Here is a 17,444-nt window from a genome sequence, read left to right as displayed (position 1 = left end):
GGAATTATTGCTCTGCCGACAGAGTATCGAGAGCGGCTTTAAAGTCGTCGTCAGTCCGTCGACCGCGATACACCGCATCTCCTTTGCTGTTGAGTACAATCAGAGTCGGCGTGCCCCGCACTTTGAACTGATCTCCGATGATCAGGTCCGGGTCACTCAGGGATGGCCAAGGGAGTGCGCGCTCTACTTCTACCTGGCGACCATCTTCTGGATTTTTATTCACATTAAGACCAAGCCAGGTAAATTCTGGGTGGTCTTTTAATTCCTTTTTCAGGTGTGGAATTTCTTCCATGCAGTAGCCGCACCAGGACGCCCAGACAATTAACACAACCGGTTTTTCGGGCTGATTAAAATCTATGGAGTAGGCGTCGTTGTTCAGCGTTCTGTAGTTTCCTGCGAACGATGCGATTGAAAATAATAGCGCTGAAAAAGCGAATAAGAATAAAGAAATTAATTTCATAATGCGGTGTACCAACCTAGTGTCAGCCAGTAAAAATTCAGGTCATCTGAACGGCGATACATATTAAAGCCGATATCGTAATTTGATGGTTCTTTGGTGAGCCAGCCTGCTTTCCGGTAGGACAGAACCAGTCCGGCGCTGTGGCCATCAAAATGTCCGAGGTCAGAGTCGCTGGTCTGGTAATTCTGCGGTGCACTGAATTGTTCTGAAAAATATTCTGTGGCCGTTTGTGTGTAAAACCGATAGCTAGGTTCCAGTGTCAGTTGCCCGTCATTCAATCGATAGAAATAGCGAGCTTCGAATGCCTGACCATCCAGCTCCCAGCTGTCCTGATAATGACTGAGGCCCAGCTGTACGGAGTCTTCACCGATGGCGTGTTTATAACGAACGGAGACTGTATTGCGGACGCGTTCATCAGGAAGGACTTCAAAGTCACGCTCTCCGTTATCGAAGAGTACTGAATTAAATGAGGTGGCTAACATACCGCGCTGGCGGCTGTAGACCCAGGACAGGTTCATCAGCGATACCGGTGACAGCGTCTGAGTCAGGCTGAAGGCCCCGGTGGCAGTATCGCGCGGTTCGTCGGTTTCTTTGCTGCCGTCGTAGCGGATCATGCGAACCGTATCATCATAGAATTGAAAGTCTGCACTCAGTTGGGTCGACTCTTCGTTCAATGACTGTGAAATACCAAACCCGTAACCGGTGCTGCGGTAAGCGTATTCCTGACCGTAACTGGTATGCAGAGTAAAACCCGTGCGGCTGTCGCTGCGATACTTCCAACGCCCTTCGAGATTGAAGCGCCCGGGGTTATAGCCGGTCGCGCCTGAGACTGTTTCTGCTTTATCGCGGGCGTCATCGTAGGAGGCAGCGGTGACCAGATCCCCCACGGCTTTGAAACTGGCGGCGTTATTTTCATTCAGTCGTTGCTGAAATAATAGGATGCCTTCATAGATGGTCGCATCTTCTTCGATGGTCGGGTTCCCCCCTGAACCACCATCATCTTCCTGCTGGTAAACAATCCCCCGGGCGGCAAAGATGCTGTCGAGTTCATCTGCTGTGGGGGCGGCCGCCTGCGCGGCTGTCGCTACAACAATGGCATAAGTCACAGCCAGTATACGCAGGAGAAAAGCAGGGCGAATAGCTGTGATCAGACGTGTCAGTAACACCCGCAACCTCCACCACCACCGCCGGTAAATACGCCGGATGCGCCTTCGCGGGCACTGTATACATCGGCTTCGATTTCGCTCTTCAGCGGCGTGCTGTCGAACGCCATATCCGGCTGAGACAGGCGCTCTCGCTCGTTAAAGCGTACTGGGGTACAGGCCGATGCGGATACAACTAGTAAAGTCAGAATGCCGCAGCCCAGATATTTAGTATTCATGCTGTGCGTACCAGATCTGCAATGCAGGTATAGTAACAGCTATTGCAGGACGCTTTATGACAGTCTCGTCATACCAACATGAAATACTCAGCTGGACGCTTCATTTCCTACATTACTGATTACTCAGCGTTCTCAGATCCGCCCTCTGAGTCGCTGATTTTTTTCATGCTTGCTTCGGTGTCTTCCGGGGCGGGCGCTGTTTCCGGGTCATCGGGGTACGACTGAACCGAACCTGATTCCTGACTTTCTTCTTTCAGTTCTTCCTGCGCTTCTTCTTTAGCCTCTTCCGGGGTCTTGGCTTCGCCGATGTGATAGGCAGCAAAACCCGTCTGTACGACCTGATTGAAGGCCATGCCGATAATTTTTCCGGACAGAGGAGAAACGATATCGCTGCCCGTATTGGATACCGGATCAACAACACGACCCAGCACATCGCCCTCGCGAACCGTGTCACCCAGTTCAACATCAGACATGAGTATCCCGCCCTGATCGGATCTTACCCACTCAGAGTGATAGAAAACTGGCTGAGGCGTTCCCCAGAAGCGCACCGTAGGCTGGATGTCGAGATTCTGCAGTAATGTTTCAAGCGCTTTGACACCGCCGTCGACAGAGCTTTCATCCAGACTGTTTGGCCCACCGGATTCCAGCGTGATCGCAGGAATGCCGAGATCGGTCGCGGCACGTCGCAGAGTCCCTTCACTGCCACGGCCATGCAGCACAGTAATGCCGCCCAGATGGCGGCTGAATTCGAAGACGGTTTCATTGCTGAGGTCGGCGCGGATCTGCGGAAGGTTAGTGCGCTTCAATGAGCCTGTATGAAGATCGACGAGAAAGTCGCAGTTACCGCGGATAATCTTATTGAAAAATGAGTAGGCGATACGCGAGGCCGCGCTGCCGTTTTCGCTGCCCGGAAAGTAACGGTTCAGGTCCCGACGGTCAGACAGGTAGCGGCTGGCGCGACGGAAACCATCGAGATTAACAATCGGAACGCCAATGACAGTGCCATTCATTTTTACCGGTTCGAGTTGGTACATCAGACGCCGCACCATCTCGATGCCATTCAGTTCATCGCCATGTATCGCGGCCGTCAGGCATACCCTGGGCCCAGGATTTTTCCCATGCGCAACCAGCACCGGCACCGGGGTGTCGATACTGGCAAACGACTGTCCGGGGCTCCAGTACAAAGTCTGAAACTGTCCGGGAGGAATGCTGGCGTTGAGAAGGCTCAGGTTCTCGACGACCGGGGCTGTTTCGACGCCTTGTTGGCTTTCTGGCGGTGGGGCTTCGGTGGTTTCAGGCTCTTTCGTATCACGTTCGGTGGAGTCAGACCCTGTCACTTGCGGATCGGGCGATGCTGTTTTTTCCACGTCTGTTGTTTCGAGGTCCGTTCTTTCCTGATCGGTGCTTTGCGGAGCTGGTGGGGTACTGGAAGGTTGCTCCTTTGAAGCAACCGCAACTGCACAGGGAGTAGCAAGCAGGAACGCTGTGATTAAAGCAAAGTACTTCAATCGAGAGCGCCTGAATGAAAAGCATGTGAATGAAAAGCACGGAGCGATTGAGAAATACGATTTCTCAGGAGAAAACATAACTACAACTCAGTTTGTCGAATGTTCTGAGTCTAGACCATGGTGTCCGTATAAGGTTCGTTCAGAGCGTGTATTTGTGAATTGCTCAGAAAGGAAGATATTTGAAGAAAGAAAAAGAGCGGCTGAGCCGCTCTGATGGCCCGACATCCAACATCACGCTTCATGTATCTTGGGGTGGTTCAGATTGAACCTTCTTGGTATGCGTCCCTGTATTTGTTTGCTGTCTAGCCGCTTCGGCTTCAGCCATCTCTGCTTTATTTTTCAGGTAGGCTTCAATATCAATCGGAGCGAAGTCTTTAGTCAGCGCGGTATCTGTCAGCCCGGCTTGAGCACGTTCCAACTGTGCCTGAGATTCCGGCGACAGCTTCACCTCAACCGAGTCGATAATCTGTCTGATTAAGGTGCGCATGGGCTCGGAAGATGTCCATTTTTCGATGTCTTCAACGGTGCTGTTGTCAGCTGTACGGCGGTGAACTCGTCTAAATTCTAAGTTAACTCGGGCTAAAATATTCTCGGTAACAGGGAAGGCAACCTCATATTCATCCTCGACGTCATGAGAAACCCCTCTGACCTCTCTCTTTCGTTCTGCCTTATAACTCACCATAGGGAGTGGTGACTGGGTAGACGGCTGCCAGTCGACCGGCACTCGCCAGACTCGTGCCATATTATGCATTCCATATCCTTCAGCAATAACATCCATCAGCGCTAACTCGAAAACCCTAGGGTTAAAATACGACCCTAGCGGTTGCTCTATCCGGCGATTAAGGAATATCGTCATATGCACGGTTGCCAAGGCTCCGCTAAACCAGGGGCCATAAAAATCCCAGGCGCGCCCGGTTAATACCTGGACGAACCACCCTGGTGCGCCGTTGTCATCGATACGTAGGCGCGGTGGCTGGTTCCGTTCGTAAATATCGCGTTCTTTTTGCTCTTCGTCGGTCAGATCCGAATACCACTGATTTTTGTAGGGGGTGTTATCCGGTGCATCGGGCAGGTCGTAGTATGGCGCTGCTTCCTGGCGTGGACGCAGGAGGTTTTGTTTTGCTCGGGTTTTAGGTGCTCGCAGCGAGATTTCCGTCCCAGCGATATTGATACGCAGTGGCCTTGCCTTGCTGAAATCCGGGCCTTTGGTCGGTGTTGGCCCGCTGCGTTCACGCAGCTTGAGAGGAATGTAGAACATCAGAATTTGTCAGAGCCATGCTCAATACTGCTCAGATTCTCAGGCTGAATCTCTTTCTCAGTCGTTTCTGCGGCGGCTTGTTGCTTTGCAGCTTCGGCTTCAGACATTTCTGCTTTATTTTTCAGGTAGGCTTCGATATCAATCGGCGCGAAGTCTTTAGTCAGCGCGGTATCTGTCAGCCCGGCTTGAGCACGTTCCAACTGTGCCTGAGATTCCGGCGACAGCTTCACCTCAACCGAGTCTATAATCTGTCTGATTAAGGTGCGCATGGGCTCGGAAGAGGTCCATTTTTCGATGTCTTCGAAGTCACTGCCATCAGGGCGCCAGCGATGCTTGCGCATGAATGTCAAATTAGCTCTGGCTAAAATATCGTCGGTAACAGGAAATACAATCTCATATTCATCCTCGACTTCATGGGGGACCCCTCTGATTTCTCTCTTTCTTTCTGCCTTGTAGCTCACCATAGGGAGCGTTGACTGGGTGGACGGCTGCCAGTCGACCGGTACCCGCCAAACCCGCGCCTTATTGTGCATGCCATATCCTTCAGAAATCACGTCCATTAGAGCTAACTCGAAAACCCGGGGGTTAAAATACGACCCTATCGGTTGCTCCATCCGGCGGTTCAGGAAAATTGTCATATGCACAGTTGCCAGAGTTCCGCTAAACCAGGGACCATAAAAGTCCCAGGCGCGCCCAGTCAGTACCTGAATATTCCATCCAGGAGCGCCATCATTATTAATCCGCAACCGTGGGAGCTTGGTCTGCTCGTAATAATCCCGTTCTTTGCGCTCTTCGTCGCTCAGGTCGCAATACCACTTATCCTTGTGAGGTGTATTATCAGGTGCATCGGGCAGGTCGTAGTAAGGGGCGGCTTCTTGCCTTGGGTACGCATAGTCAATCGGTGAGCTGTTTTTAGGTGCTCGCAGCGAAATTTCCGTCCCGGCGATATTGATACGCAGCGGCTTGGCCTTGCTGAAATCCGGACCTTTGGTCGGTGTTGGCCCGCGGCGTTCACGCAGTTTGATCGGGAAGTAGAACATCAGAATTTGTCCTTACTGTTGTGATATTCCTCGGGGAAGAAGCTATGAAACGCGATACCGCCCACACCAAGTAAAGCTATGCCTAGGCCTGCGATAGCAGTAGCGCCACTGGCAAGGCCCGTTGCCGCCCCTGCCACAACCAGAGCCTTTTGCACGGCGGATACCGAATTAAAGGTCGAGTTCATCATTAAGGCTTCTTTCCCTGCATCGACGCCAAATTTCAGCGGAGTGTATTCAGTATCACGGCCGGAACGTAAACGTCGCCAGGCCGTTAATATATTGCCGCCTTGTAATCTTCCAGAGCCTATCAGTTGGTCTGGGTTCAGGCTGTCGTAATATTTATTATCCCGGTCGGTCGTAAATCCGAGGGTTACCGCTTGTTGTTCAAGGGCCGGGGCGCTGGTGGTCGCGCCTGCGAGATATAACCAGTGGCCTTTCATATTAAGCTCCTGTCCGCCCTTCATCGTTAAAGCCTGATACGTAATGCCGGAGCCAGCCCCCTGAGTTATCCACTTAACCTTACCTATACCCTGAGCGCTGAGCATCAGGTCGCGGACGATAAGGGCGGACTCCCTCATTGCTGGGTCTTTATCCGCTTTGCGGGAATTAATCCGGCGATTCCCCCGGAATGAGTTGCTATCACTGGGTGTATGAACAAAGCAAACATCTTCCGCATCGGCAATTTTCATTGCTTTGACATAATGAATCGCCGCTTGCCGAGCTTCGTTAATGGTAGGCTGTCCGCCACAGATAACAACGGTCTTTCTGTCCCGAGTCTTTGTGATGGTTTGCTTGGGCTCTGGAGCAAGTTGTCCTCTTTCGTTGTACTCGAGCTCAAAATAACCCGGCTTCTTACCATCGTTCTGCATCTGCGCATAGTCATCACTGGCCTGAATCTTCAGAATCAACAGCTCGCCATTCGATTCATGGCGTACGTAGGCTTCACACCCCGGCATCACGATTTTAAACAGAGTCCGGCCATCGGCGTAACGGTTGTCGACCGAGACATAGACGTTATCACCGTTGTAGCCGGAGGCCAGCGAGCGCAGGGTATTGATCGCTTGCACGGCCCAATAGTTATCGCCTTCTTTGGCAGCGTCGCTAAGCTTCGTAAATTGGTCTTCGATTATTTCGTTCTGCGCGCGAACACGAAAGCCAGCATTGTGGCCGGCGAGTAGCTGTGACATGAAAGATCCTTTTGGCAGTGTATCCTGAAAGGCCGCATTATGAGCCAGATGAAAGTATGAGACAAACTGGCGTTTTGTGTCTGGTCATCGCTTCAGCAGTAGCTTAATTCCTTAATCGGAGGGGGCGAATCTGAAGCGTTTAAAAGCCGTAATACTCCTTTGCGGCTCTTTGCGCTTCGGCAAGTTCTGCGGAAAAGCGTTGTGCGGCTTCTTCCCCGTGAATTGTTCTCACGCTGCGGATCCAAAGACAGTCTTCGTCATCAATCATTGAAACTGAAAAAATGCACGATGCTCCATCTAAATATGATCTTAGTGCATCACAGTCCAGTGCTTCTTTGACGGTTTTACTGATTAACTCCCAGCAGTCTTCATGAATTTCTCTCAGATAGTCGCAATATTCTGTGATATCCCCGCCGTTTTCTTGTTCGTCGAGGCAGTCGTAGAGCCGCTCCAGTGGATCTTGAATAGGGCGAATCAGCGCGTTATATCTCGGATCTTCCAGGTGAGGAGTATCGCCCCAGATTGACCAGCGTAGATGAGGGTGTTCGAGGTTTTGCTCTGAAGAAAATGTCAGTACGCAGGATTGAACGTCACCGTCAAGAGTAAGCCCAATGTGGTAAATGTCTAGCTCGGGATTCTCTGTGATTACGGCTGTAAAGAGGGTGCGTAAATGCTCAGGATATGTATCACTGATTTCTTTAAATATTGTTTCGTGTTTCATTTTAACAATCCTTGTTAAATCTCGGAGCAATTCTGGGGCAGGTGGTATTTACCAACTGATGTGATGAAGGGATTTTGTGGTGGGCAGTGCCCACCACAAAATTCGTTACGCAGTGCCTTTAATTTTCTCCGCCAATTGGTTGGCAAACTTACAGGCGAAGCCGTAAACCGACAGCTGTGGGTTTGCACCGATACTGGTCGGGAATACTGAACCATCAATCACGTAGAGGTTGTCGAGGTAATGGTATTTACCGTTACTGTCGACGACGCACTTATCAAGGTCTTCACCCATGGTCATACCGCCCATAACGTGCGCACTCCCTACGGTGAATGCGTTTGAGCGATTATCCAGGTTGTTGATGCCTTCGCGTGCTTCTTCAACGGTTTCGTACCAGGGGGCATCCAGATGTGAAGGACGAACGCGTTTCGCACCCGCAGCAAACTGAATTTCAGCCATTGAGATCATGGCACGCTGGAATGCATCCCAGATGTAATCGTTAACCGGGTAATCCACAATCGGAGAACCATCGCTGGCCAGTTCGATGCTCGCGCCTGGGCTCTCTTCATCGAAGCCGTCACGGATCAGTGCCAGCAGCAGGTTGGTGTTGGGCAGATTGCCCATGTCTTCATAATGACGACCGCCGTGACCCAGGAAGAGTACCGCTGCCAGGCCCGGATGCAGAGGCGTTGCTTCAAGCTTGTAGCCTGCAGGACCAGTGACGTTAAGCCACTGGTAGTGGTCACTGTAAATAGACTGTGGTGCGCCGTAATACGGGTCGATCAGCTCGTCGAACTGAGCGAAGTTAAAGGCCACCGGGTGGAAGAAGGTACGCTTACCAACGCGCTTCTTCGGGTCCGGAGCATCTGAACGCAACAGCAGTGCAGGGCCGTTGATACCACCACAGGACATCACGACGTGAGGTGCTTTCACCGAAAACGTATTGCCGTTCGGTTTGTAGTCGCTGTTCAGGGCCGTCACTTCAACGCCCAGAACTTTTTTGCCTTCAATGATCAGGCGCTCTGCACGAGCGTTATAAATAAGGCCAGATTGCTTATTCAGTGCACCCGGAATGGTGGTAACCAGCATGGACTGTTTTGCATTCGTCGGGCAACCAGTACCGCAGTAACCCAGGTTCCAGCACCCGGAGACGTTACGCGGAATAACGTGCCATTCGAGATTCAGGGCTTCGGCACCACGGCTCAGAACAGCGTTGTTCGGGTTAGGTGGTACTGGCCAGGGCGCAATCTGCAGACGCTCTTCCATACGTTCAAACCATGGCGTCATCTCTTCTTTGCTGGCGCCTTCGAGTTTGAATTCATTTGCCCAGTGTTCGAGAGTCTGTTCTGGCGTATGAAAGCTTGAAGTCCAGTTGATGACTGTTGTACCACCGACGCAGCGACCTTGAAGGATCGACATTGAGCCGTCTTTGCTCATACGCCCGGCGCTTTCTTGATAGAGATCGTGATAGGCCTCACGCTCATCCATCTTAAAGTCATTGGTGCTTTTCAGCGGGCCTTCTTCCAGCATCAGTACATTGAGGCCGGCTTCAGCAAGAATTTCTGCGGTAGTGCCACCGCCTGCACCTGTGCCAATAATGACAACATCTGCATTAATGACGCCGCCATCGGTAACGTCGGCTGCATCCTGAACGTTCCAGCCGCCTGCGATACCCTCCAGAATCGGATCAGGGATACCCGCAACCATTGGAATGTGTGGTGTACGTTTCATCGTGTTCTCTCTATCGGATTCTGTCGTGTTATTCGCCAGTGGCAGGGTATGGGTACGGCACTTTCACTGGTGGTCCCGGATAGCCGCTGATTTCATAGTTCTCTGGCTGCGAATACCAGCAGATCGTGATTAGCTTACACAGACCCTGATACCCCATACGTTTGATCGGCAGCCAGGAGTCACGCCAGCTCTCGAGAAACGCATTGGCTTCTTCAACGGTGGCTTCCTGCCATGGATGCAGCGGCGCGCCAACAGCAACACGAGTGACCGGTGAACCCATCAGGTCAAACGCCATCTGCAACTGACTCAGAGCGTGACCCTGAAGAGTCGTCATCAGAGTGTCCAGTGATTCCAGTAGTCGTTGGCGCGCGTCTTTGCCGAGAGCACCGGGGTAGCCTTTGGTGGTCAGAACAGCGGGTGCAAGAGCACCAAGAAAATAGACATCCACTTCACGCAGTGTCTTAAACCCCTCTGCCGGAGTCTGCTGTGACGAGCAGCCGGTCAACATGGCTGCTCCTGAACCGATTGTCAGTGCAGCGGTGCCCATGGCACCAAGCTGCAGAAATCCACGGCGGGATGTTTTCATTCTTTTCCCCTTACCGGATGAAGAGTTTATAAACCAGATTGTGCAGACGAGTGCCGTAAGGCGGATAGATCACTTTACCGCTATTGATCCGCCCTTTGCGGTGCACCGCTTTAGCTTTGGATAACGTCACAAAGCCTTCCTTCCCATGGTAATGGCCCATACCCGAGGGGCCAATACCTCCAAAAGGCATGTCATCCTGCGCGATATGCATCAGGGTGTCATTGACTGCAACGCCACCGGCGTGGGTCTGCTCAAGCACTTTCTTTTCAGTATCGCGATTATAACTGAACAGGTACAGCGCGAGAGGTCTGTCCCGGTCAGTGATGTAGGCCAGAGCGTCATCAAAACTGCGGTATGTGACGATAGGCAGGATGGGGCCGAACAGCTCTTCCTGCATGACGGTCATGTCATCGGTACCGTTTTCGATGAGATGTGGTGGCATTTTCCGACAGTCAGAAAAGTTCTCATCGCGCGGATTTATCTGGGTGATTTTGGCGCCTTTTTCGTCGGCATCTTTCAACCAGGAGAACAGACGCTGGTACTGATGGTCGTTAATGATGGCTGTGTAGTCATCATTATCTTTCATGGTCGGGTACATTTTGGTGAATGCCTGGTGATAGCGACCAATGAACTCTTTTTCCTTACCTTCTGGCACCAGAACATAATCCGGTGCGATACAGGTCTGACCAGCGTTCAGTGATTTACCGAAGCAGATGCGCTCAGCAGCGTGCTCAAGGTTGGCGTCAGGGGCAATCAGAGCCGGTGATTTTCCGCCCAGCTCAAGCGTCACCGGGGTCAGGTTTTTAGCGGCGGCGGCCATGACGTGTTTGCCGACAGCGGTGGAGCCAGTGAAGATCAGGTGGTTCCAGGGTACCTCTGAAAAAGCGCTGGAAACATCAACTTCTCCCTCGATGATAGCCACTTCATCTTCGTCGAATACCGAAGCCAGCATGTCTTTCAGAGCGCGGTTTGTTGCTGGAGTAAACTCAGACATTTTGACCATGGCACGGTTGCCGGCAGCGAGTGCGGTTGCAATTGGTACCAGCGCCAGCTGAATCGGATAGTTCCAGGGCACCATGATGCCGATGACACCGAGAGGCTGATAAACAACTTCATTCGATGCCGGAGCGAACAGCATATTGACGTGACGACCTGATGGGCGCATCCACTTGCGGACGTTCTTAACCATGTAGTTGAGTGCCTGCACGGTCGTCATGATTTCTGCAATCAGGGTGTCTCCCTCGGCGCGGCAGCTGAAGTCTTCGTTTACTGCTTTGACGAGAGAGTCCTGCTGTTGCACCAGGGCTGTTTTCAGTTTCCGTAACTTTTCGATTCGCGCAGCGGCGTCCGGCATAGGGTCCGCGCGGAATGCCTCCATTTGCTTATGGTGCAGGGCATGAAGGCGCTCGATCTCCTGAGCGGGCGAATGCAGGGTAGAAACTGTGGCAACCATGAGTGCCTCCGGGTGGTTAATAAACAGACAGATTCTATTATTAGAGTTATTACTCTAATTCGTCAAGAGGTGATGCGCGTGGACAAGAAGATTGTCCGTATATACCTTTACTCAGGTTAAAATAGAGACATGATTATTCTGGAGCGATGTTATGGGCACCCGCGAACGCATCATTGATGTGGCCTTAGAGATGTTTAATGAGAATGGTGAGCGGGCCGTTACAACCAATCATATTGCCTCGCGGCTCGGGATTTCGCCGGGCAATCTCTATTATCACTTTCGCAACAAGCAGGCGATCATCGCCAATTTGTTCGATCGTTACGAGCAGAGAGTTCTGGAGATACTGGCGCTGCCTGAAGGGCGCGTCATCGAAACTCAGGATAAGCTGCGCTATCTCACGGATGTTTTTAATGAGCTCTGGGCCTATCGTTTTATGCACCGGGATATGGAGCACCTGCTGAGTGCAGACCCTGAGCTTCATGAGCGCTATCGTGGTTTTTTCAGTCACTGCCTGAGGCAGATCGAGAACATCTTTCTGGCACTTAGTGGGGCCGGAATACTGTCGGCCGATGAACAGGACTGTCAGGATCTGGCGTTGAATACCTGGATTGTCGTCACCTCATGGTTTTCGTTTCTGCAGTGCAATCTGTTGTCGGGGGATGAGAGTGTGATCACGCAGGATATGTTGCAGGGCGGAATCTATCAGGTGTTCAGTCTTGAACGTCCCTATCTTACTCCAGATCATCGGGACGATGTACTTGCACTGCAGCGGGCATTTATCCCACGCCCGGACTGGATGCAGCGCCGGTGAAGTCGCTGCGTCTTGTTCTCACCCTGGTTATTGCGGTCGCGCTTTGTGGCTGCTCAGAAGGTGAGCAAGCCGCACTCGATGATTATCTCGAACGCCTCGGTCGTGCACTACAGGTTGAATCTCCGGAGTCTGATGGTGAGGCACTTCAGGCAGTGCTCGTCGACTTGCCCGGGCGTCGCCAGTTGTCAGTCAACGAGCCCCAGTTAAGCATTAATCTTCTCGACTTTCTCTCACTCTCCTCGTGTGAGTTGGGACGTGTTCTAGGGGCTAACAACAGCTCTCTCGGTAAGCTGGCAGCGCCCAGTCAGAGACTTCATCTACAACGTGACCTGATGCTAAGTGCGCCGGAGTGCATCGACGTTCTGGGGAAGGATGATCCCGAGCTTGCTGAGAAGTTACGTCGCCTTCTGCAGCAGAAATACGATGCCAGAATGACGTATTGGTGGAATGCCTGGTTCTCGTCTGAGGAGTGGCAGGCTTTTCTATCCCGCTCAGAAGGACTGATCCCGATGGCAGAATCCTCAGCGGAAGATCAGACGACATTACTGGCGGCAACCCAGGCTCTCGCGTATGTCGTACAGCAGGGACAACAGTGGCAGTCAGGCGAGTGGAAATACGAATCGGCAGTGATGGAGTCTCATCAGCAACAGATGTTAGCGACAGCGGCCATCGGGCGCTGGCGTTTAACCAATCGAGCACTTATGGATGTGAGCATCAAGGGAGCACGACTTCTTGAGCAGCGCCTTGGCGACCGTCCGCTGTGTCCGGCGGGCCGCCGGACTCCTCAGGCCGAGATTCTGCAGAATGTCTTCCATAAGTATTACGCCGGTGTGCTTCAACCCTATCTGAGTAAAACTGACCGCTTCGGTGCTGAGCTTATCGGTTATCTGAGTGTCATTTCTTCTCTTGCCCCAACCGGTGTTGTCGATGAATGGCATGTGGATGTCATAAATGTTCTGGAGGAAGAGCGGGCCGCTATGCTCAATGCCCACCACAGACATGTTACAAAGTGGCAGGACATTCTGGCTCAATGTGCCATGATGCCCGGTTCACAATAACGCTAAGCTGACCCAGAATAGGCCTATGAAGATAAACAGCATGCAGCGCGCAGTATTCGCCGTTTTGTTTATGATGGTGTTCGCCTCAGGTGCTCAGGCGTTCAGTTACTCCAGTCATGCGGTGGTGTGCGATCTGGCTTATCAGTATGCGGCACCTGAAACGCAGAAAATGATTTCCGGGTTGGTTCGGCAGTCGCGGGAGGCTCGTTCATTCGCGCAATTATGCGGCTGGCCTGACCGGGTAAGAAAGATAGACGACTATAAGCACACGTCGGTGTGGCACTACATCAATGTTGCGCGCAAAGATACCTCGGTGCACCGGGCCCATTGTCCAGGTAAGGGGTGCGTAACAGAGGAAATACGCGCAATGCAGAAGCGTTTACAGCGAGACCCAGATTCCGACTGGCAAGCATTGGCGTTTCTCGGGCATTTTGTCGGCGACGTACATCAGCCATTGCACGTCAGCTACTCAGATGACCGTGGCGGCAATCAGACGCGGATATATTATCGGGGCGAGCGTACTAATCTCCATGCGTTCTGGGATAGAGATGTTCCTGGCCTGTCGGGAACTTTAACGGAAGACAGCAATCTTATCGCGTCTTTTTCTGTGGAATTTCTGCGCGAGGGTAGTCCGGAAGACTGGGCCAATGAGTCGCTGGAAAAGACCCGGGAGATCTATCGGAATTACAGGAAAGGTGCCCGTTTCGAAGACGATGATATCGCTGCTGATCGTCATTGGGTCCGGTCGAGACTGCATCTTGCTGCCCGTCGGCTAGCGAAATTGCTGGATCAGTTGGCCCCTGTCAGCGCTGCAGGTTAATCAGGGAAGAATATGAACATAATAAGAATACTCCCTTTATGTTTTCTGACGTCATTCGCAATGGCGGCAGAAGAAGAACGTACTGTCTGCGAGAGTGGAGAGGTATGGCACGCGATTCAGGTGGTATATCCACAAGGATGGAGCTTGCCGTGTGAAGTGCACTTTACGACACCGGATGAAAAACGGGTGGTCTGGAATGCAAAAACAGCAGAAGGATTTTGTGAGCGTAAAGCGCAGGAGATTGTGCTGCGTCGCAGAAACGCAGGTTGGCAGTGTCACACCGAAACCCTGGTAGACAGCCCAGCCTTAACAGAAAGTAGCCTGATATCGGATTTGCCACCGATGCGGTAAAGCACAGAGACAGCGGCATGGATGCATCAACTTTTACAACGACACTTAAAACGACCCGCCCCCCTTTTCTGATCCTGACCCCCGTTTGCCTGCTGATGGGGTTTGCTGCCTCAGGATACTCTCCTCAATTAAATCCTGATCTGATCTGGGTTGTACTTGGTGCTTTGCTCGCGCATATATCTGTCAATATGCTCAATGAATATCAGGACTTTAAAAGCGGCCTCGATCTTGTCACCGACCGCACGCCGTTCAGCGGCGGAAGCGGAGGTTTGCCCGAGCACCCGCAGGCGGCAGGTTGGGTACTGGCCGGAGCTGTCCTGTCATTGTTGTGCGTTGTAATCATCGGTGTTTATCTGTCATTAGCGTACCCCGCCTTGTGGCTGTTGGGCGGTATAGGGGTGCTTCTGGTGTGGTTTTATACCTCGGTCATTAATCGTTTACCGTACCTTTGTTTGTTTGCTCCAGGGTTGGGGTTCGGTGTTTTGATGGTGGTAGGGACGGCTATTGTCGCAGGACTTGAGCAGCCGGTTTGCGTGGCTTTTGGCGCGGCAGTGGTCTTTCTGATGGTAAATAACTTGCTGCTGGCCAATCAGTTTCCTGATATCGAAGCCGATAAAGCACATGGTCGAGAGCATTTGTTGATTCGGTATGGCGTTTCTGCGGGAATTCGGGCTTTTAATATCATGACCTTTTCAGTCGCCGGGTTAATTGTGATGGCGGCTATGTCAGGTGTGTGGCCACAATGGGTGTTGCTGGCACTCATCCCATGGGCGCTTACATTGAAGACGCTGACAGCTCTGAATCAGGAACGTGAGAATATTTCAGCGTCACCAGACGCTTTGGGTATGAATGTGGTGGCGACATTACTGACCCCCGTGGTGTTGTCACTGGCGCTGCTGTTGAGCCGCTAGCGCTGACTCTTTTATTCAGCCTCGGAGGCTTCTGCTTCCTGTGGGCGAATCAAGCGTGAAGCAAGAACTCCCGCCTCGAATAGCAGATACATCGGCAGTGCCAGAATAGTCTGTGAAATAACATCCGGTGGTGTTACCAGCATCCCCACGACGAAACAGCCAAGAAAAATATAAGGCCGTTTACCACTGAGAGACTCCACAGTAGTCATGCCGCTGAGCACCATCAGAAAGGTGGCGACCGGAATCTCAAAGGCGATACCAAAGGCAAAGAAAATCTTCAGTGAAAAATCGAGAATATTGCTGATATCGGGCATAAATGAAATGCCTTCCGGCCCGATCCCGGTAAAGAAACCAAACACCAGTGGCAGTACCACAAAATACGCAAATGCAATGCCTGCGTAGAAAAGCAGAATACTCGACAGCAGCAGAGGGATCGCAAACTTCTTTTCGTGCTGGTAAAGCCCGGGGGAAATAAAAGCCCAGATCTGGTGCAGTATAAAGGGCACAGCAGCCAGAACGGCAAGTACAAAGGTCAGCTTGAAAGGCACAAGAAAGGGCGATGCAACACCCGTGGCGATCATCTGCCCTTCGACCGGCATCAGTACCGACAGCGGCTCAACCAGGATCAGGTAGAGATCGTTGGCGAAATAGAACAAGCCCGCAAAAATCACCAGAACGAGGAGCACCGCACGCAGGAGGCGGTTGCGCAACTCAACCAGATGGGCAATAAGAGGCTGTTCTTGATCGGTCATTGAGGTTTTTCTTCAGATGGCTTCTTCGAAAGCTCAGGTGCTTTTTCGGCCGCCTGGTCAGTCAGCTGTTCAGACGCAGTTTCAGTCGATGCAGGCTCTTTTTCCTGCGATGCTTCCTGAGTCACGTTTGGCTTTCTCATGGACGCTGGATTCAGAATGTCTTCATCAAGAAAGGTTGCCGCTGGATCACGAAGCTTGGCTTTCAGCTCTTCGGTGCGGGCTTGTCTTTCCAGATCTTCCTGAAAGTTGCTGACAGAGCGACGCACACGACCAATAATCAGCCCCATCGTGCGGGCTGCTTTCGGCAGCCGCTCCGGGCCAAGTACCAGCAATGCAAGGACGCCGATTACCATCAGCTCCATGAAGCCCATATCAAACATCAGGCTTTATCCTGATCCTTGGTCTTGCTGAATTCTGCGTCTTTTTCCGGAGCTTTCTCAGCCGACTGGCTGGTCAGCGATTCCGGCTTTTTATCGTCCTCGGACACGTCTTTTTCGTCAGGCTTTTCATTCATTGCATTCTTGAAACCACGAACCGCGCCACCCAGGTCGCCGCCCATATTACGTAGCTTCTTGGTGCCGAAAATCATAATGACGATCGCCAGAATGATCAGGAGTTGCCAGATACTGATACCGCCAAGCATAGTTATTCTCCGTTATTTCTTTGTACGAGAGGCTTTTTCTTCTAAGCCTGACATGTTGAACCGGCGCGCCAGTTCGTTAATGACCGCTTCAGGGCGCTCGCCCAGTTTCGCCAGTGCGACCAGGCTATGGAACCAAAGGTCGGCCGTTTCGTAAATGACCTCTTTATTGTCACCACTGGTCTCAGCATCTTTTGCTGCCAGTATGGTTTCGGTGGCTTCTTCACCCACCTTTTCCAGAATTTTGTTCAGGCCTTTGTGGTACAGGCTGGCGACATAAGAGGAGTCAGCCTCTGCACCTTTGCGTTCTTCCAGAATATCACCTAACTGCTGAAGAATATCGCTCATAAGAATCTCAGTATATGTCACTTGGGTCTTTCAGGACGGGATCTACGTCGACCCAGTCGTTATTTTCGTACACCTTGTAAAAGCAGCTTTCACGTCCGGTGTGGCAGGCAATACCGCCAATCTGCTCAACCTGCATGACGATAACGTCGCTGTCACAGTCGAGGCGCAGTTCGTGAAGCTTCTGTACGTGGCCAGATGATTCACCTTTGCGCCAGAGCTTCTGACGCGAGCGCGAGTAATAAATCGCGCGCTGCTCTTTTGCGGTCAGTTCGAGGGCTTCACGATTCATCCAGGCCATCATCAGGATACGGCCGGTGGCATGATCCTGGGCAATGGCCGGTACTAATCCATCGTTATCCCACTTCACTTTATCAAGCCAGTTCATCATTCAACCCTGTTTCATCTGTTCTGAAACGCGAAGGATACCGTAG

21 protein-coding genes are annotated in these 17,444 nt (G+C 51.9%); 5 read left to right on the top strand and 16 right to left on the bottom strand.

The genetic code is table 11. The annotated features are described in order from the left end of the window. Nucleotides 1–4: 4 nt before the first annotated feature. The 11 genes from BW941_RS13380 to BW941_RS13330 all read right to left on the bottom strand — a co-directional run bounded on the left by BW941_RS13380 (nt 5) and on the right by BW941_RS13330 (nt 11,322). Nucleotides 5–460 carry a TlpA family protein disulfide reductase gene (locus tag BW941_RS13380; protein ID WP_076516866.1) on the bottom strand — a complete coding sequence of 152 codons (456 nt, stop codon included), beginning with the start codon at nt 458–460 and terminating at the stop codon, nt 5–7. Then, nucleotides 457–1,626, bottom strand: a complete 1,170-nt coding sequence (locus BW941_RS13375) for a DUF3570 domain-containing protein (RefSeq protein ID WP_076516864.1) — start codon at nt 1,624–1,626, stop codon at nt 457–459. Before BW941_RS13375 ends, BW941_RS13380 begins: the two co-directional genes overlap by 4 nt. After that, nucleotides 1,617–1,841, bottom strand: coding sequence for a DUF4266 domain-containing protein (locus BW941_RS13370; protein ID WP_068436954.1), 225 nt, complete (start codon nt 1,839–1,841; stop codon nt 1,617–1,619). Before BW941_RS13370 ends, BW941_RS13375 begins: the two co-directional genes overlap by 10 nt. Nucleotides 1,842–1,960: 119 nt before the next feature. Further along, the gene (locus BW941_RS13365) at nt 1,961–3,349 is read right to left on the bottom strand and encodes a succinylglutamate desuccinylase/aspartoacylase family protein (protein ID WP_245820107.1); all 1,389 of its coding nucleotides are present in this window, start codon (nt 3,347–3,349) and stop codon (nt 1,961–1,963) included. A 238-nt stretch (nt 3,350–3,587) separates the two neighbouring features. After that, on the bottom strand, nt 3,588–4,607 hold the full coding sequence (locus BW941_RS13360; protein WP_076516862.1) for a hypothetical protein: 1,020 nt from the start codon (nt 4,605–4,607) through the stop codon (nt 3,588–3,590). Beyond that, entirely contained in the window at nt 4,607–5,647 is a 1,041-nt protein-coding gene (locus BW941_RS13355; RefSeq protein WP_076516860.1) for a hypothetical protein, read from the bottom strand. Before BW941_RS13355 ends, BW941_RS13360 begins: the two co-directional genes overlap by 1 nt. Continuing rightward, nucleotides 5,647–6,834, bottom strand: a complete 1,188-nt coding sequence (locus BW941_RS13350; RefSeq protein ID WP_076516858.1) for a hypothetical protein — start codon at nt 6,832–6,834, stop codon at nt 5,647–5,649. Before BW941_RS13350 ends, BW941_RS13355 begins: the two co-directional genes overlap by 1 nt. A gap of 139 nt (nt 6,835–6,973) precedes the next feature. Beyond that, nucleotides 6,974–7,555, bottom strand: a complete 582-nt coding sequence (locus tag BW941_RS13345; protein WP_076516856.1) for a hypothetical protein — start codon at nt 7,553–7,555, stop codon at nt 6,974–6,976. A 105-nt stretch (nt 7,556–7,660) separates the two neighbouring features. Beyond that, a complete protein-coding gene (locus tag BW941_RS13340; protein ID WP_217693604.1) occupies nt 7,661–9,283 on the bottom strand; it encodes a GMC family oxidoreductase in 1,623 nt (540 codons plus the stop codon). Between the two features lie 28 nt (nt 9,284–9,311). Continuing rightward, on the bottom strand, nt 9,312–9,869 hold the full coding sequence (locus BW941_RS13335; RefSeq protein ID WP_076516854.1) for a twin-arginine translocation signal domain-containing protein: 558 nt from the start codon (nt 9,867–9,869) through the stop codon (nt 9,312–9,314). A 10-nt stretch (nt 9,870–9,879) separates the two neighbouring features. Then, complete coding sequence (locus tag BW941_RS13330; protein ID WP_076516852.1) at nt 9,880–11,322, bottom strand: coniferyl aldehyde dehydrogenase; 1,443 nt, start codon at nt 11,320–11,322, stop codon at nt 9,880–9,882. Nucleotides 11,323–11,473: 151 nt separating this feature from the next. On the opposite strand from BW941_RS13330, the gene BW941_RS13325 reads away from it, so the two are divergent. From BW941_RS13325 to BW941_RS13305, 5 genes are read left to right on the top strand one after another with little or no spacing between them, the layout of a single operon-like run. Further along, nucleotides 11,474–12,133, top strand: a complete 660-nt coding sequence (locus BW941_RS13325) for a TetR/AcrR family transcriptional regulator (protein WP_076516850.1) — start codon at nt 11,474–11,476, stop codon at nt 12,131–12,133. Continuing rightward, a complete protein-coding gene (locus BW941_RS13320; protein ID WP_076516848.1) occupies nt 12,130–13,191 on the top strand; it encodes a DUF3080 family protein in 1,062 nt (353 codons plus the stop codon). Before BW941_RS13325 ends, BW941_RS13320 begins: the two co-directional genes overlap by 4 nt. Before the next feature lie 25 nt (nt 13,192–13,216). Next, nucleotides 13,217–14,011: a S1/P1 nuclease gene (locus tag BW941_RS13315; RefSeq protein WP_076516846.1), complete on the top strand. Its 795-nt coding sequence runs from the start codon at nt 13,217–13,219 to the stop codon at nt 14,009–14,011. Nucleotides 14,012–14,023: 12 nt separating this feature from the next. Further along, the gene (locus BW941_RS13310; protein ID WP_076516844.1) at nt 14,024–14,362 is read left to right on the top strand and encodes a hypothetical protein; all 339 of its coding nucleotides are present in this window, start codon (nt 14,024–14,026) and stop codon (nt 14,360–14,362) included. 17 nt (nt 14,363–14,379) lie between these two features. After that, entirely contained in the window at nt 14,380–15,273 is an 894-nt protein-coding gene (locus BW941_RS13305; protein WP_076516842.1) for a prenyltransferase, read from the top strand. Between the two features lie 11 nt (nt 15,274–15,284). Here the strand turns inward: BW941_RS13305 and tatC are convergent, their stop codons facing one another. From tatC to hisI, 5 genes are read right to left on the bottom strand one after another with little or no spacing between them, the layout of a single operon-like run. Continuing rightward, nucleotides 15,285–16,025, bottom strand: coding sequence for a twin-arginine translocase subunit TatC (gene tatC / locus BW941_RS13300; RefSeq protein ID WP_076516840.1), 741 nt, complete (start codon nt 16,023–16,025; stop codon nt 15,285–15,287). Beyond that, entirely contained in the window at nt 16,022–16,405 is a 384-nt protein-coding gene (gene tatB, locus BW941_RS13295) for a Sec-independent protein translocase protein TatB (protein ID WP_076516838.1), read from the bottom strand. Before tatB ends, tatC begins: the two co-directional genes overlap by 4 nt. Beyond that, the gene (tatA, locus tag BW941_RS13290; protein WP_068440200.1) at nt 16,405–16,668 is read right to left on the bottom strand and encodes a Sec-independent protein translocase subunit TatA; all 264 of its coding nucleotides are present in this window, start codon (nt 16,666–16,668) and stop codon (nt 16,405–16,407) included. The genes tatB and tatA overlap by 1 nt, the downstream gene beginning before the upstream one ends. A gap of 12 nt (nt 16,669–16,680) precedes the next feature. Next, nucleotides 16,681–17,013, bottom strand: a complete 333-nt coding sequence (locus BW941_RS13285) for a phosphoribosyl-ATP diphosphatase (RefSeq protein ID WP_076516836.1) — start codon at nt 17,011–17,013, stop codon at nt 16,681–16,683. Between the two features lie 7 nt (nt 17,014–17,020). After that, nucleotides 17,021–17,398, bottom strand: a complete 378-nt coding sequence (hisI, locus tag BW941_RS13280; RefSeq protein ID WP_217693605.1) for a phosphoribosyl-AMP cyclohydrolase — start codon at nt 17,396–17,398, stop codon at nt 17,021–17,023. Nucleotides 17,399–17,444 lie beyond the last annotated feature (46 nt).

Source organism: Thalassolituus maritimus (assembly GCF_900156675.1).
GTDB lineage: Bacteria > Pseudomonadota > Gammaproteobacteria > Pseudomonadales > Oceanobacteraceae > Thalassolituus > Thalassolituus maritimus.
The sequence above is the reverse complement of the archived record's forward strand: the minus strand, read 5'-3'. Positions and strand labels throughout refer to the sequence as shown.